Consider the following 15,024-nt stretch of genomic DNA (forward strand, 5'->3'; position numbering starts at 1 on the left):
GCCGACCAGCGGTTGCACTAATGTACGAGGTTGTTAACTGGCGCGCGTCCCTGCGCGTTTTCAGTCACGGCATGAAGTGGATGCGATGGCCCACCGCGTAGCCGGCCAGGCGCTCGCCAATGGCGGCTGCCAATGTCTGATCCTGAGTTGGCAGGTAGATGTGGGCCAGCTGGCCGGCCTTGTCGTCACTCAGCACCTCGACCGTGGCAGCCGGATGCAGCTCGGCCACAGCCGCCTGGTAAACCCGGGCGATGGCATCGAAACGCAGCGCCGGTTTGAAGGTCTTGCCCACTGCTGTCAGCGGAATCGCCTCGATGATCCAGGCGTCCTTGGGTATGGCGGCGCGTTCGGGGATATGGGCAGCGGCATGCGCCAGCAGATCGGCCTCGCTGGCTTGCGCGTCGGGTTTGAGCTGGACGTAGACCACGGGTAGTTCGCCGGCCTTCTCGTCGGGCTTGCCGACCGCGGCAGCCATGGCCACTGCCGGGTGCTTGTGCAGCGCCTCCTCGATCATCTGCGGGTCGATGTTGTGCCCGCCACGGATGATCAGGTCCTTGCTGCGGCCGGTCAGCCAGATGTAGCCGTCGGTATCGACGCGGCCGAGATCGCCGGTATTGAACCAGTCGCCATCGACCCAGATGCCGGCGTTCTTGCTCGCCGGCAGATAGCCCTTGAACACCGTGGCACCGCGAATGCACAGGTTGCCGATCTCGTTGGGCGCCGCTTCGCGCAGGTATTGTCCATGCTCGTCGAGTACCTTGATGCGCACTTCGCAGTAGGGCATGGGCAGGCCGATGGAGCCCGGCCGGCGTTCACCTGCCGGTGGGTTGGCGCAACTGCCGCAGGTGCCCTCGGTCAGGCCGTAGCCCTCGATCAGGGTCAGACCGGTCTTGGCCTCGAACTGGCGAATCAGCTCCACCGGCATCGGCGCGGCGCCACACAGGGCGTACTTCAGCGAGGACAGGTCGTGGCCTTCGCTGGGTATCTGCAGCAGGCCGGCATAGATGGTCGGCACGCCGCTGAAGAAACTGACCTTATGGCGTTCGATGACCTTCCAGAAATGGCCGATCAAGCTGCTGTTGCGATAGCCCTGCGGGGTGGCCAGCAGCACTTCAGCACCGCCGATGAAGGCCGCCAGACCGGTGACGATGACGCCGTTGACGTGGAACAGCGGCAGACCGCAGAGCGTCACGTCGCCGACGCCGAAGCGGGTGACCAGGTTCATGCTGTAGGCCATTGCCACTTCGTTGCCGTGGCTGTGCGGCGCCAGCTTCGGCGTGCCGGTGGTGCCGCCGGTATGAAAGTAGCTGGCGATGTCGTCGGCAGCGATCACGCGGCCACTTTCCAGGTGATCCGCCGGGCAGGCGGCGATGGTCTCGTCGAAATCCAGCACACCTTCGGGCAGTGGGCCGCGCTGCGCCTTGATCGCACTGCGTTGCAACTCAGGCAGCAGGTTGGCCATGTCCACGCAGAGAATCGCCTTGAGTGCCGGCAAGCGATCGCGCAGGGCGTCGACCTTGTCCCACAGCTCGGTGCCGGGGAAGGGCGCCAGGGTCACCAGCAACTCGGAGTCCGAGGCGTGGATCAGCTCGGCGATGTGCTCGGGTTCGAGCAACGGGTTGATCGCGTTGACGATGCCGGCCGCCTCGCCACCCCAGATGGTGTAGTGGGTCTGCGGCAGATTGGGCAGCAGGAACGAAACCGCCTTGCCCGGGCGCAGACCCAGGCGATGAAAGGCGTTGGCCGTCTGCGTGATCTTGCCGAGCAACTCGGCGTAGGTCAGATGCAGCGGCGTTTCTTCGGCCGTGCCTTGCAGGATGAACGAGAGTGCCGGGGCATCGGGATTGGTCTGCGCCGTGCGGCGGATCAGCTCAAAGGTGCTTTCGGGCAGGCCACGATCGCTCAGCGGGGTGCTCTCGATCTTCTCGATGTCCTGCAGGGTGCGAATCAGGGGCGCTGTGCTCATTTATCGTGCGTCTCTTCGGTTCGGTCAGTCGGTCAGTAGCTGGCCCAGCCATTCGGCGATGTCGCGAATCTCCTCCGGCAGCACTTCGTGTGCCATCGGATAGTCACGCCATTGCACCGGTACTCCATAGGCGTGCAGGCGGTCATATGCGGCGCGGCCCATGTCGGGTGTCACCACGTCGTCGAATCTGCCATGCAAACACAGCGCCGGCAGTTGTCTTTTTGTATCCGCCAGTGGCATTTCAGCGCTGAAAGTCGGCGCGTAGGTCGAGAGTGCCAGTACGCCGCCCAGGGGCTCCTGATAGCGCAGAAAGGCAGTGTGTAGCACCACCGCGCCGCCCTGGGAGAAGCCTGCGAGGATGATGCGCTCGGGGGCGATGGCGCTTGCGAGCTCGGCCTCGATCAGGGCGATGACCTGATCGGCCGACTCCTCCATCTGCGCCTGATCGATGGCGCGCGCCGGAGTCATGGCGAGGATGTCGTACCAGCTCGGCATGCTCCAGCCGCCATTGATGGTCACCGGGCGGGTGGGCGCCTGCGGGAGGATGAAGCGCGTACTGGGCAAGCGCTCCTGCAACATCTCGGCGACTGGAAGGAAATCGTAGCGGTCAGCACCCAGCCCATGCAGCCAGATCACGCTGGCGTCTGCTGGTTGTGGGGGCTGCAAAATCATGGGTGCGGTCATTGGTAGCTCCAGTGTGGTGCGGGCGCCTTAATTTAGGGCGGCGCCTTGCGCGAGGCTTGGCTAATCTGTGAAGAAGTTGTCGCACGGGTGCAACTTTTGCTCTTGACCCTTGCATATCCGGCCATTTGCCATGTGCTGGTACGAGGCTTGCTATGGCTCATATGAACTGACGACGTGGTGCGCTAACGGTAACACTGTGCCATCGCGCACCGCTCAACAGGCAGGAATCTGCTGTGTGGGGTTCCTAATAGACCGTCGGGGCGCTGATCGCCCAGACGGATGACGATCCGTCTCAGGCCCGTTCAACCAATGGGCTGGGTAGGAGCGGTTGGCCAGCAGAGGGTTAAGCCGACTAGACTCCCACCTGACGTTCGAACTTCTCGTCGATGCCGTTGCTGCCAGCGGATCGCGTGCCTCAAAAGGGTGGGGAAGCAGGACTGAGACTCCAACACAACAAGAGCAACTGGAGGTTTTTGATGAAGATGGTGAAATCCACCCTGGCTGTGCTGACCACCGCAGCTGTGCTCGGTGTCAGTGGCTTTGCTCAGGCAGGCGCCACTCTGGATGCAGTGCAGAAGAAAGGCTTCGTGCAGTGCGGTATCAGCGACGGTCTGCCTGGCTTCTCCTACGCCGATGAAAAAGGTAACTACCTGGGTCTGGACGTCGACGTCTGCCGCGCTGTTGCGGCTGCGGTCTTCGGTGACGCCACCAAGGTCAAGTACAGCCCGCTGACCGCCAAGGAGCGCTTCACCGCGCTGCAGTCCGGCGAAGTCGACATCCTCTCGCGCAACACCACCTGGACCAGCTCGCGCGACTCGGCGCTGGGCCTGAACTTCACCGGTACCAACTACTACGACGGTCAGGGTTTCTTGGTGAACAAGAAGCTGGGCGTTTCCAGTGCCAAGGAGCTGGACGGGGCTACCGTCTGCATCCAGGCCGGTACCACCACCGAACTGAACCTCTCCGACTACTTCCGTGCCAACGGCATGAAGTACACCCCCATTACTTACGATACCTCTGACGAAAGCGCCAAGTCGGTCGAAGCCGGTCGTTGCGACGTGCTGACCTCCGACCAGTCGCAGCTGTACGCACAGCGCATCAAGCTGGCCAATCCGGACGAGTACGTAGTACTGCCGGAAGTCATCTCCAAGGAGCCGCTGGGCCCGGTCGTACGCCAGGGTGACGAAGAGTGGTTCGACATCGTGCGCTGGACCCTGTTCGCCATGCTCAACGCCGAAGAACTGGGCGTGACCTCGGCCAACGTCGAAGAAACCGCCAAAACCACCAAGAACCCGGATGTCGCCCGTCTGCTGGGCGCTGAAGGTGAGTTCGGCAAAGACCTCAAACTGCCGAAAGACTGGGTCGTGCAGATCGTCAAGCAGGTCGGTAACTACGGCGAGTCTTTCGACCGCAACGTAGGCGCCGGCAGCGAACTGAAGATCGAGCGTGGTCTCAACGCCCTTTGGAACAAGGGTGGTCTGCAGTACGCACCGCCGGTGCGTTGACCGTCCACAGCGGCAGGCCTAGTGCCTGCCGCTGTCGTTTCCGATTTAGTGAACTCCGGCTGGCTTGCGTGCGGCCGGGGCTTCCGTGAGGGTTGTCATGCAAACGACTGCTAATGCCCCGCGCCCGCGAGGATCGCTTCTGAACGATCCGCAGGTGCGCGCCTGGGCTTTCCAGATTATTGCCGTTGCTGCCGTTGTGGCGCTCGGCTGGTTTCTCTTCCAGAACACCCAGGCCAACCTGGAGAAGCGCGGAATCATTTCCGGCTTCGCGTTCCTCAATAACAGTGCCGGGTTCGGTATCGCCCAGCATCTGATCGACTACACGGAAAGCGACAGTTACGGTCGCGTTTTTCTGATCGGCCTGCTCAATACCTTGCTGGTGTCCTTCATCGGCATCGTGCTGGCTTCGATCCTCGGATTTCTGCTGGGGGTGGCGCGGCTATCGCCGAACTGGCTGATCAGCAAGCTGGCCACCGTCTATATCGAGATCTTCCGCAACATTCCGCCGTTGCTGCAGATCCTGTTCTGGTACTTCGCGGTCTTTCTCGCGCTTCCGGGGCCTCGGCAAAGCCTCGAACTCGGGGACACCTTCTTCCTCAACAGTCGCGGTCTGTACATGCCGTCGCCGGGGCCCTCGGAGAGCTTCGGTGTGTTCGCCGTGGCCGTGCTGGCGACCATCGTCGGCATCATCGCCCTCGGGCGCTGGGCCAAAAAGCGCCGTGAGGCGACGGGCCAGATCTTCCCTCTGCTGTGGACATCGCTGGCGCTGATCGTGGTGATTCCCGGTCTGACTGCGCTCGTTGCGGGCAATCCGCTGCAGTGGAGCGTACCTGCGCTGACCGGTTTCAACTTCCGTGGCGGCTGGGTGATGATTCCCGAGCTGATGGCCCTGACCCTGGCGCTGACCATCTACACCGCAGCCTTCATCGCCGAGAACGTGCGCTCCGGGATCATGGCGGTCAGCCATGGCCAGACAGAGGCTGCACGTTCGCTGGGGCTGCGCCCGGGCGTCACCCTGCGCCTGGTGATCATTCCGCAGGCGCTTAGGGTGATCATCCCGCCGCTGACCAGCCAGTACCTCAACCTGGCGAAGAACTCCTCGCTGGCTGCCGGTATCGGTTACCCGGACATGGTGTCGCTGTTCGCCGGCACCGTACTCAACCAGACCGGCCAGGCCATCGAGGTGATCGCCATCACCATGAGCGTGTACCTGGCAATCAGTATCAGCATTTCCCTGCTGATGAACTGGTACAACAAGCGCATCGCGCTGACTGAGCGGTAAGGAGCAGCCATGCAGACTCATACATTCAAACCGGACCTGCCACCGCCGCGCATGAGTGTCGGCGCAGTAGGTTGGCTCAAGGCCAACCTGTTCTCCAACTGGTTCAACACCCTGCTGACATTGTTGGCCGCCTACCTGATCTGGCTGATTGTGCCGCCGCTATTGCAGTGGGCCTTCATCGACGCTAACTGGGTAGGCAGTACCCGTGCCGATTGCACCCAGTCAGGCGCCTGCTGGGTGTTCATTCAGCAGCGCTTCGGCCAGTTCATGTACGGCTTCTACCCCAGCGAACTGCGCTGGCGCGTAGATGCCACCCTTTGGCTGGCCGTCGTCGGTGCTGCGCCGTTGTTCGTGCCACAGATGCCGCGCAAGGCCTTTTACGGCCTGGCGCTGCTGGTGATCTACCCGGTCATCGCCTGGTGTCTGCTGCACGGTGGCGTGTTCGGCCTGAGCGTGGTGTCCACCAGTCAGTGGGGCGGCCTGATGCTGACCCTGGTGATCGCCTATGTGGGGATCACCGGTGCTCTGCCGCTGGGCATTTTGCTGGCGCTGGGGCGACGCTCCAACCTGCCGGCGATCAAGGTCATCTGCGTCACCTTCATCGAGTTCTGGCGCGGTGTGCCGTTGATCACCGTGCTGTTCATGTCCTCGGTGATGTTGCCGTTGTTCCTGCCCGAAGGCATGCATTTCGACAAGCTGATGCGCGCGCTGATCGGGGTGATCCTGTTCCAGTCCGCCTATATCGCTGAAACCGTGCGTGGTGGCCTGCAGGCGATTCCCAAAGGTCAGTACGAAGCAGCTGCGGCCATGGGCCTTGGCTACTGGCGGATGATGGGCCTGGTGATTCTGCCGCAGGCGCTCAAGCTGGTGATTCCGGGCATCGTCAACGTCTTCATCGCCCTGTTCAAGGACACCAGTCTGGTGATCATCATCGGCCTGTTCGATCTGCTCAACAGCATCAAGCAGGCGACCACCGACCCGGCGTGGCTGGGCATGGCCACCGAAGGCTACGTGTTCGCCGCCCTGATCTTCTGGATTTTCTGTTTCGGCATGTCCCGCTATTCGCTCCATCTCGAGCGGAAGCTGGATACCGGCCACAAGCGTTAGGAGTGAGTCATGAGTGAAGCAATCAAACAACCCAGCGCTGAGCCGATGATCCTGCTGCAGGGTGTGAACAAGTGGTACGGGCAGTTCCATGTGCTCAAGGACATCAACCTCAGCGTGCAGCCGGGTGAGCGTATCGTGCTGTGCGGGCCGTCCGGGTCGGGCAAGTCCACCACCATTCGCTGCATCAATCGCCTGGAAGAACATCAGCAGGGCCGTATCGTCGTCGATGGCACCGAGCTGACCAGCGACCTCAAGCACATCGAGGCGATTCGCCGCGAAGTGGGCATGGTGTTCCAGCACTTCAACCTGTTCCCGCACCTGACCGTGCTGCAGAACTGCACGCTGGCGCCGATGTGGGTGCGCAAGATGCCCAAGCGCCAGGCCGAGGAAATCGCCATGCACTTTCTCGAGCGCGTGCGTATTCCCGAGCAGGCGGGCAAGTTTCCGGGGCAGCTCTCCGGTGGTCAGCAGCAGCGTGTGGCGATTGCCCGGGCGCTGTGCATGAAGCCGAAGATCATGCTGTTCGACGAGCCGACCTCGGCCCTCGACCCGGAGATGGTGAAAGAGGTTCTCGACACCATGATCGGCCTGGCCGAAGACGGCATGACCATGCTCTGCGTGACTCACGAAATGGGCTTCGCCCGTACCGTGGCCAACCGGGTGATCTTCATGGACAAGGGCGAGATCGTCGAGCAGGCCGAACCCAATGCCTTTTTCACCAACCCGCAGAACGAGCGCACCAAGCTGTTCCTCAGCCAGATCCTGCACTGAGTCGGCATCGCACCCTGGATCAGGGAGCCTTCGGGCTCCCTTTTTCGTTTCTAGCCACGGCGCATGCGCTTGCGGAAGGCGCCGGGCGTTTCCCCGCACAGTTGCTTGAAGCGCTTGGCGAAGCTCGCGCGGTCGGCGAACCCGACCTGGCCGGCGATCTGCTCCAGCGATTGCGCCGAATCGGCCAGTGCCTGCTGCGCCAGGCTGATGCGCAGGCGCTGCAGATAGTCGCCAGGGGTCAGCCCGGTCGTCTGTTTGAAGCGGCGCAGCAAGGTGCGTACCGAACAGTGGGCTTGTTGCGCCAGCCGGTTGAGATCGATCGCTTCGGCATGATGCTCGCGTAGCCAGCTCAGCAATGGGGCCAGGGTTGTGTCTTCGCTGCTCGGCAGCAGCGGCGCGAAGCGGGTCTGCGTGCCGCGCTGACGTTCGATCACCATGGCGTCGGCGACCTGCTGCGCCAGCCATTCGCCGGCATGCTGGGCGATCAGGTGCAGGCACAGGTCGAGCCCGGCCTGGGCGCCACCGGAGCAGAACAGCAGGCCATCCTCGGTCAGCAGCAGGTCGCTGCGCAGTTTCACCTGGGGGAAGTGGCGGGCGAATGCCTCGGCCAGCGCCCAGTGAGTGGTGGCCTGGCGACCATCGAGCAAACCGGCAGCGGCCAGCAGGAAGGCGCTACTGCACAGACTCGCCACCTGCTGCCGGTTGCGCCGGGCCAGCCACGGCAGAAGCCTGGCGTTGCTGTCCAGGGTGCGGGCAATGGCGCTGCCCGTTGCAGGCACTATCAGCAGGTCGGCCTGTTCGGCCAACGGCAGGCCACCATCGACCTGAATCTGCGCGAACTCCAACTGCACGGGCTGGCCGTCGAGGCTGAAACGCAGCAGCTCGAAATGTGGCGTACCGGCCAGACGATTGGCCAGGCTGAAGGCGTCCTGGGCCATGCTCAGGCTGGAACAGACGGTTTGCGGACAGACGTACAAGGCGATGCGCAGCATGACTGTGAGCTCGAATGGGGTTGGCGATTATTGACACAAAGTTGTCTTTATAGCCAATCGCCGCATGCTCCTCCTGCGCCCAGACTAGGCTGCATTCACCAACGAGCACGCAGGAGCGAGCCATGAGCCACCCCAACGCCGAGTTGATCCAGCGCTTCTACAGCGCCTTCCAGGCGCTCGATGCCGAAACCATGGCAGCTTGCTACGCCGAGGACGTGCGTTTCTCCGATCCGGTGTTCATCGGCCTGCGCGGTGCTGAGGCGAGCGATATGTGGCGCATGCTCTGCAGCCGAGCCGAAGGCTTCTCGCTGACCTTCGACTCGGTACACGCCGATGACCATGCCGGCAGTGCCCGCTGGGTCGCCCGCTACCGGTTCAGCGCCACCGGTCGTCAGGTGGTTAACACTATCCAGGCGCGCTTCGTGTTTCGCGACGGGCTGATCGTCGAGCATCGCGATCATTTCGATCTCTGGCGTTGGGCCCGTCAGGCGCTGGGTGGCAAAGGGCTGCTGCTGGGCTGGGCACCACCGGTTCAGGCTGCCATTCGTCGACAAGCGGCACGCGGTCTGGCCCAGTTTCGCGGTACTCGCTGAGGCGTGTGAAGGAACGCAGTGGTAGGCTAGCCGGTCTTAGCCTTCAATAAGAGAGTTCGCACATGGGGTGCGGCCTCTCCACTGCCAATCGAGACCTGCCGTGACCGAACTGATCGTAGCCGTAAAACAGGCCAAGGCCTGGGGGGTGCATGCCGTCACTGCCAGTGGGGTGATTCTCGCCCTGCTGGCACTGCTTGCCGTGCTCGACGGCCAGCCCAAACAATGCCTGATGTGGCTGGGGCTGGCGCTGCTGGTCGACGGGCTCGATGGTTCGCTGGCGCGACGTTACGACGTCAAGGGCGTGCTGCCGCACTTCGACGGCTCGACCCTGGACCTGGTGATCGACTACCTGACCTACGTGTTCATCCCGGCGATCTTCCTCTATCGCTTCATCCCGCTCCCTGACTACACCCCCTTGTTTGCCGTGGGGCTGATTCTGCTGTCCTCGCTGTTCTGCTTCTGCAACCTGAACATGAAGAGCAAGGACAACTACTTCGTCGGCTTCCCGGCGGCCTGGAACGTGGTGGTGTTGTACTTCTACATTCTTGACGTACACCCCTGGGTCACTCTCGGCATGATCGTGCTGTTGGCTGCTCTGACCCTGACCAAGATGAAGTTTCTGCATCCCTTCCGCGTACGCCAGTTCATGCCGCTGAACATCGTCGTGACCTTCGTCTGGATGCTCTCCAGCGCGCTGCTGATTGTGCAGTACCCGCACAATTCGATGTGGGTACTGGGCCTGTGGTTCGCCGCCTCGGCCTATTTCGTCGGCATGTGCCTGTGGCGCTCGGCGCGTGAGTGGTTCCCGGCACGCGGATGACGGCGGCACTGGAAAAGCCCTGGTTCGTCTACCTGGTGCGTGCCGCCAACGGCGCTCTCTACTGCGGTATCAGTGATGATCCGCAGCGACGCTTCGCCCAGCACCAGAGTGGCAAGGGCGCGCGTTTCTTTCATACCAGCCCGGCGCTGGCGCTGGCCTACGTTGAGGCCTGTGCCGGAAAGGGCGATGCCCTGCGCCGCGAACGGGCGATCAAGCGCCTGAGCAAAAGTGCCAAAGAGGCGCTCATTCTGGCCGTTGATGGCGATTCATCAGCCTGAGGCGGTGTGCGTGCGTGGGCTGCAGGGGTAAGCTGGACGCTTTCGAACTGACGCGGAGCGCGCCATGCACGAGCTGATTCTTCACCATTACCCGACCTCTCCATTTGCCGAGAAGGCTCGTTTGCTGCTGGGCTTCAAGCAACTGTCCTGGCGCTCGGTGATGATCCCGCCTGTGATGCCCAAGCCGGATCTGACCGCGCTGACCGGTGGCTACCGCAAGACGCCGGTGTTGCAGGTAGGTGCCGACATCTACTGCGACACCGCACTGATCTCCCGCCGTCTGGAAGCGGAAAAGAGCACGCCGCCGCTGTTCCCGGAAGGGCAGGGCTTCAATGTCGCGACCCTCGCCCAGTGGGCCGATTCGGTGCTGTTCCAGCACACGGTGTCGCTGGTGTTTGCCCCCGAGTCCATGGCCGTGCGCTTTGCCAAGGTGCCGCCGGAGTTCGCCAAGGCTTTCGCGGCCGATCGTGCGGCCCTGTTTTCGGGCGGTACAGCCAGCCGTCTGCCGTTGGAGCAAGCGCGTCACCAGTGGCCGGCGCTGATGGGGCGCCTGCAGCAGCAACTGCAGCAGGGCGGTGGTGACTTCCTGTTTGGCGAGCCCTCGATTGCCGACTTCGCCGTCGCGCACCCGCTGTGGTTCCTGCGCGGTACGCCGGTCACGGCAGCGCTGGTGGACGAGTACCCGGACGTAGCGGCCTGGTTGGCCCGGGTGCTCGGCTTTGGCCATGGCGCGCTCAGCGAGATGAGCAGTGAGCAGGCCATCGCCGTGGCGCGCGAAGCGACGCCGGCGGCGCTGCCCGATGAGGTATTCAACGAGCCCAATGGCTTCAGCGCCGGTCAGCGCGTGACCATCGCGGCGGTCGACTATGGCGTCGACCCGGTGGCAGGCGAGTTGGTGTTCGCCGGGCGTGAGGAGCTGATTCTGCGCCGTGAAGACGAGCGTGCCGGCACCGTGCATGTGCATTTCCCGCGTTGGGGCTTTCGTATCGAGGCCTGCTGATCGGTCGTAAAGAGCGCGGCTAAAGCCCCTCCCACAAAAGCTGTTTTCACAGCACCCAGCTAACAGGTTGATGACCTGTGGGAGGGGCTTTAGCCGCGACAGAGGCGGTTGGGGCGGCGGATGAAGCGTCGCCTATCCTGCGATGGCTCAGCGCTGATCCGGCAGCAGTAATCCGTAGCCCGGATGCAATCCGTGGATGCTGTGCCAGGGATTCCCGGATTGCATCCGGGCTACGTGGGGGGCCAGTGCGTAGGGTGGATGACGCTTTTTTCATCCACCCAGGCGCGTACCGTAGGCGCTGACCAACCGTCTCAACGCTTGTCCGGCAAGAGGAAATTGCCCGGCCCGGCGTTTTCCAGCGTCGGCACTTCGGCTTCGTCCTTGAGATCGACGCCCGAGAGTTGGCGGCGGCAAGCCTCGCGCATCAGGTACATCAGGCGGAAGGTGGCCATGCCGTAGCTCAGGCCCTCCAAGCGCACGTTGGAGATGCAGTTGCGGTAGGCGTCGTTGAGGCCGACCTTCGGCCCGTAGGTGAAATACAGACCGAGGCTGTCCGGCGAACTCAGACCGGGACGTTCGCCAATCAGGATCACCGTCATCTTCGCCCCCAGGCGCTGCCCCACTTCATCGGCCACTGCCACCCGTCCCTGTTCCACCAGGGTGATGGGCGCCAACGACCAGCCCTCTGCCTGCACCTGTTCCAGCAGGCGTTCCAGAAACGGCAGGCTGTGCCGTTGCACCGCCAGCGAGGACAGGCCGTCGGCGATGACGATGGCCAGGTCGTAGCCCCGGCCGTGCTCTTCGGCGTATTCGTCGAGCCGTTGCGCGGCATCTTCATGCAGGCGCCGGCCCAGATCCGGGCGTTGCAGGTAGGTGTGGCGGTCGGCGGCGGCACTGTGCAGCAGCAACGTCGGCAATTGACGCTCGTGCAGCGCCTCGCGCAGGGCCGTGTGGTCGAACGGCAGGTGTACGGCGTCACGCGCCTGGGCGTGGGCGAACTGGAAGTCCAGTTGCGCGGCGGTCGGCAGGCTGGTGCCGGCCCGCCCCAGGGCAATGCGCGCCGGTGTCAGCTGGCGCAGCTGCTGCCAGGGGTTTTCGGTGGCGGGGGACTTTTCGCTCATGACAACCTCGAATGATCAGGCCAACTGGGCCAGAGCCTGGCGAAATGCCGGTGGCAGTTCCTTGCCCATGCGCAGCTGGCCGCCCTGTTGCTGGAAGATGCCCATGCGCGCCAGCCAGGCCTCGAACTCGGGCGCAGCATGCAGGCCGAGCACCTTGCGCGCGTAGAGCGCGTCATGGAACGAGGTGGTCTGGTAGTTGAGCATCACGTCGTCGGAGCCGGGAATGCCCATGATGAAGTTGATGCCGGCGGCCCCGAGCAAGGTCAGCAGCATGTCCATGTCGTCCTGGTCGGCCTCGGCATGGTTGGTGTAGCAGATGTCGCAGCCCATCGGCACGCCGAGCAGCTTGCCGCAGAAGTGATCCTCCAGGCCGGCGCGGATGATCTGCTTGCCGTTGTACAGGTACTCCGGGCCGATGAAGCCGACCACGGTATTGACCAGAAACGGGTTGAAACGGCGGGCCACGGCATAGGCGCGGGTCTCGCAGGTCTGCTGGTCGACGCCATGGTTGGCGTTGGCCGACAGCGCGCTGCCCTGGCCGGTCTCGAAGTACATCAGGTTGTTGCCGAGGGTGCCGCGCTTGAGGCTCAGACCGGCCTCGTAGCCTTCCTGCAGCACCTTGAGGCTGACACCGAAGCTGGCGTTGGCCGCCTCGGTGCCGGCAATGGACTGGAACACCAGATCCAGCGGCGCACCGCGCTCGATGGCGGCGATCGAGCTGGTGACGTGAGTCAGCACGCAGGACTGTGTGGGAATCTCGTAGCGCTGGATCACCGCATCGAGCATTTCCAGCAGAGTGCACACCGCGCTCATGCTGTCGGTGGCCGGGTTGATGCCGATCATGGCATCGCCATTGCCGTAGAGCAGGCCGTCGACCACGCTGGCAGCGATACCGGCCGGGTCGTCGGTGGGGTGGTTCGGTTGCAGGCGGGTGGACATGCGTCCGCGCAGGCCCTGGGTGTTGCGAAAGCGGGTGACCACGCGGGTCTTCTGCGCCACCAGCACCAGGTCCTGAATGCGCATGATCTTCGACACCGCCGCGACCATCTCCGGTGTCAGGCCAGGGGCCAGCGCCGTGAGGCTGGCTTCGTCGGCGACATCACTGAGCAGCCAGTCGCGAAATCCGCCCACCGTGAGGTGGCTGACCGGGGCGAAGGCCTGGACGTCATGGCTGTCGATGATCAGGCGGGTGACTTCGTCGCTCTCGTAGGGGATCAGCGCTTCCTGCAAGAAGTGCTTGAGCGGCACCTCGGCCAGGGTCATCTGCGCGGCCGCCCGCTCGGCGTCGCTGCTGGCGGCAACCCCGGCCAGGTAGTCGCCGGAGCGCGCCGGGGTGGCCTTGGCCATCAGCTCGCGCAGGCTGTCGAAGCGCCAGGTCATGTTGCCGATGCTGTGGGTGAAACTTGCCATGTCGTTCCTCCTGTCGCGGTCGCCGCAAGGCGACCGCTTGGGTATTTCAGCGCAGGGAGCGTTCGGCGGCCTGGATGGCGGCGAACTCTTCCTCCGGTGTGCCGGACACCAGATGGTGGCGGCTGTACAAGGCGAAATAGGCAATGAACAGAGCGTAGATGAGCGCAGCGCCGATCACGACCCGTGGGTCGACCAGGAAACCTGCGACCAGTGCCACCGCCGCCAGCACCAGCGCCACCGAGGAGGTCAGTACGCCACCGGGCGTGCGGTACGGACGCGGCATGTCCGGGCGACGGATACGCAGGGTCACGTGGGCGGCCATCATCATCACGTAGGAGATGGTCGCACCGAACACCGCCACCAGAATCAGCAGGTCGCCCTGGCCGCTCAAGGACAAGCCAAAGCCGATAATCCCAGGCACGATCAGTGCCAACACCGGCGCCTTGTTGCGGTTGGTCAGCGACAGGCTGCGTGGCAGGTAGCCGGCGCGCGACAGAGCGAAGATCTGCCGCGAATAGGCGTAGATGATCGAGAAGAAGCTGGCGATCAGCCCGGCCAGGCCGACCAGGTTGACGAACTGGCTCATCCAGGTGGAGCCGCCGTAGACCTTTTCCAGTGCCTCGACCAGCGGGTTGCCCGAGGCCATCAGCGCCTGGGCACCGGCGCCGCCCGGACCGACCAGCAGAATCAGCCCGGCAAAGGCCAGCAGCACCAGCATGGCGCCGATCAGGCCACGGGGCAGGTCACGCTTGGGATTCTTGGTTTCCTCGGCGGCCAGCGGCACGCCCTCGACCGCCAGGAAGAACCAGATGGCGTAGGGCAGGGCGGCCCAGATGCCGAGGTAGCCGAACGGCAGGAAGGCACTGGCGCCGGTGGCTTCGCTGGCGGGAATGTCGAACAGGTTGGCGGCGTCGAAGTGCGGCACCATGGCGACGATGAACACCCCCAGGGCGATGGCCGCCACGGCGGTGATGACGAACATCAGCTTCAGCGCCTCGCCGGCACCGAGGATGTGGATGCTGATGAACACCACGTAGAAGATCAGGTAGATGACCCAGCCACCGATGCCGAACAGCGACTCGCAGTAGGCGCCGATGAAGCAGGCGATGGCCGCCGGAGCGATGGCGTACTCAATGAGGATCGCCGTGCCGGTGAGGAAGCCGCCCCAGGGGCCGAAGGCGGTGCGGGTGAAACCGTAGCCGCCGCCGGCGGTGGGGATCATCGAGGACAGTTCAGCCAGCGAGAAGCACATGCACAGGTACATGGTGGCCATCAGCAGCGTGGCGACGAACATGCCGCCCCAGCCGCCCTGGGCCAGGCCGAAGTTCCAGCCGGCGTAGTCGCCGGAAATCACGTAGGCCACGCCGAGGCCGATCAGCAGGATCCAGCCGGCGGCGCCTTGCTTCAACTGGCGGTTGGCGAAGTAGTCGGCGCTGACCGCTTCCGTTTCCACACCGCCTGCCGAGGCCTGCGTGGTGAGGGTTTCTTTGCTCAT

General features: G+C 63.7%; 14 protein-coding genes. 8 read left to right on the top strand and 6 right to left on the bottom strand.

The genetic code is table 11. The features are described 5' to 3' along the window. Positions 1-64: 64 nt before the first annotated feature. Both PCLY_RS18530 and PCLY_RS18535 read right to left on the bottom strand, forming a co-directional pair. Positions 65-1,966: an acyl-CoA synthetase gene (locus tag PCLY_RS18530; RefSeq protein ID WP_061241078.1), complete on the bottom strand. Its 1,902-nt coding sequence runs from the start codon at positions 1,964-1,966 to the stop codon at positions 65-67. A gap of 24 nt (positions 1,967-1,990) precedes the next feature. Next, a complete protein-coding gene (locus tag PCLY_RS18535) occupies positions 1,991-2,650 on the bottom strand; it encodes an alpha/beta hydrolase (protein WP_061241079.1) in 660 nt (219 codons plus the stop codon). 476 nt (positions 2,651-3,126) lie between these two features. Here PCLY_RS18535 and PCLY_RS18540 point away from each other — a divergent pair, with 476 nt between their 5' ends. The 4 genes from PCLY_RS18540 to PCLY_RS18555 all read left to right on the top strand — a co-directional run bounded on the left by PCLY_RS18540 (position 3,127) and on the right by PCLY_RS18555 (position 7,315). Then, positions 3,127-4,155 carry an amino acid ABC transporter substrate-binding protein gene (locus tag PCLY_RS18540; RefSeq protein WP_061241080.1) on the top strand — a complete coding sequence of 343 codons (1,029 nt, stop codon included), beginning with the start codon at positions 3,127-3,129 and terminating at the stop codon, positions 4,153-4,155. Positions 4,156-4,252: 97 nt separating this feature from the next. Further along, a complete protein-coding gene (locus tag PCLY_RS18545) occupies positions 4,253-5,437 on the top strand; it encodes an amino acid ABC transporter permease (protein ID WP_197432203.1) in 1,185 nt (394 codons plus the stop codon). 9 nt (positions 5,438-5,446) lie between these two features. Continuing rightward, on the top strand, positions 5,447-6,544 hold the full coding sequence (locus PCLY_RS18550; protein ID WP_061241082.1) for an amino acid ABC transporter permease: 1,098 nt from the start codon (positions 5,447-5,449) through the stop codon (positions 6,542-6,544). Between the two features lie 9 nt (positions 6,545-6,553). Continuing rightward, positions 6,554-7,315, top strand: a complete 762-nt coding sequence (locus PCLY_RS18555; protein ID WP_061241083.1) for an amino acid ABC transporter ATP-binding protein — start codon at positions 6,554-6,556, stop codon at positions 7,313-7,315. Positions 7,316-7,365: 50 nt separating this feature from the next. Here PCLY_RS18555 and PCLY_RS18560 read toward each other — a convergent pair whose 3' ends face one another. Further along, positions 7,366-8,307 (bottom strand): GlxA family transcriptional regulator, encoded by a 942-nt coding sequence (locus PCLY_RS18560; RefSeq protein ID WP_061241084.1) that lies wholly within the window; start codon positions 8,305-8,307, stop codon positions 7,366-7,368. A 122-nt stretch (positions 8,308-8,429) separates the two neighbouring features. Here PCLY_RS18560 and PCLY_RS18565 point away from each other — a divergent pair, with 122 nt between their 5' ends. From PCLY_RS18565 to PCLY_RS18580, 4 genes are all read left to right on the top strand, one after another. Further along, positions 8,430-8,900, top strand: a complete 471-nt coding sequence (locus PCLY_RS18565; RefSeq protein ID WP_061241085.1) for a nuclear transport factor 2 family protein — start codon at positions 8,430-8,432, stop codon at positions 8,898-8,900. Positions 8,901-9,000: 100 nt separating this feature from the next. Further along, the gene (gene pcsA, locus PCLY_RS18570; RefSeq protein WP_061241086.1) at positions 9,001-9,720 is read left to right on the top strand and encodes a phosphatidylcholine synthase; all 720 of its coding nucleotides are present in this window, start codon (positions 9,001-9,003) and stop codon (positions 9,718-9,720) included. Continuing rightward, positions 9,717-9,998 carry a GIY-YIG nuclease family protein gene (locus PCLY_RS18575; RefSeq protein WP_061241087.1) on the top strand — a complete coding sequence of 94 codons (282 nt, stop codon included), beginning with the start codon at positions 9,717-9,719 and terminating at the stop codon, positions 9,996-9,998. Before pcsA ends, PCLY_RS18575 begins: the two co-directional genes overlap by 4 nt. A gap of 64 nt (positions 9,999-10,062) precedes the next feature. Beyond that, a complete protein-coding gene (locus PCLY_RS18580) occupies positions 10,063-10,998 on the top strand; it encodes a glutathione S-transferase family protein (protein WP_061241088.1) in 936 nt (311 codons plus the stop codon). Positions 10,999-11,309: 311 nt separating this feature from the next. On the opposite strand, the gene eutC is transcribed toward PCLY_RS18580, so the two are convergent. Genes eutC through eat form a run of 3 tightly spaced genes read right to left on the bottom strand, consistent with a single transcriptional unit; the run spans position 11,310 to position 15,024 of the window. Then, the gene (gene eutC, locus PCLY_RS18585) at positions 11,310-12,119 is read right to left on the bottom strand and encodes an ethanolamine ammonia-lyase subunit EutC (RefSeq protein ID WP_061241089.1); all 810 of its coding nucleotides are present in this window, start codon (positions 12,117-12,119) and stop codon (positions 11,310-11,312) included. Between the two features lie 15 nt (positions 12,120-12,134). Then, positions 12,135-13,529, bottom strand: a complete 1,395-nt coding sequence (locus PCLY_RS18590) for an ethanolamine ammonia-lyase subunit EutB (protein WP_061241090.1) — start codon at positions 13,527-13,529, stop codon at positions 12,135-12,137. 46 nt (positions 13,530-13,575) lie between these two features. Then, a complete protein-coding gene (eat, locus tag PCLY_RS18595) occupies positions 13,576-15,024 on the bottom strand; it encodes an ethanolamine permease (RefSeq protein WP_061241091.1) in 1,449 nt (482 codons plus the stop codon).

The sequence above is a fragment of the Ectopseudomonas composti genome (genome assembly GCF_001567565.1).
Lineage (GTDB): Bacteria > Pseudomonadota > Gammaproteobacteria > Pseudomonadales > Pseudomonadaceae > Aquipseudomonas > Aquipseudomonas composti_A.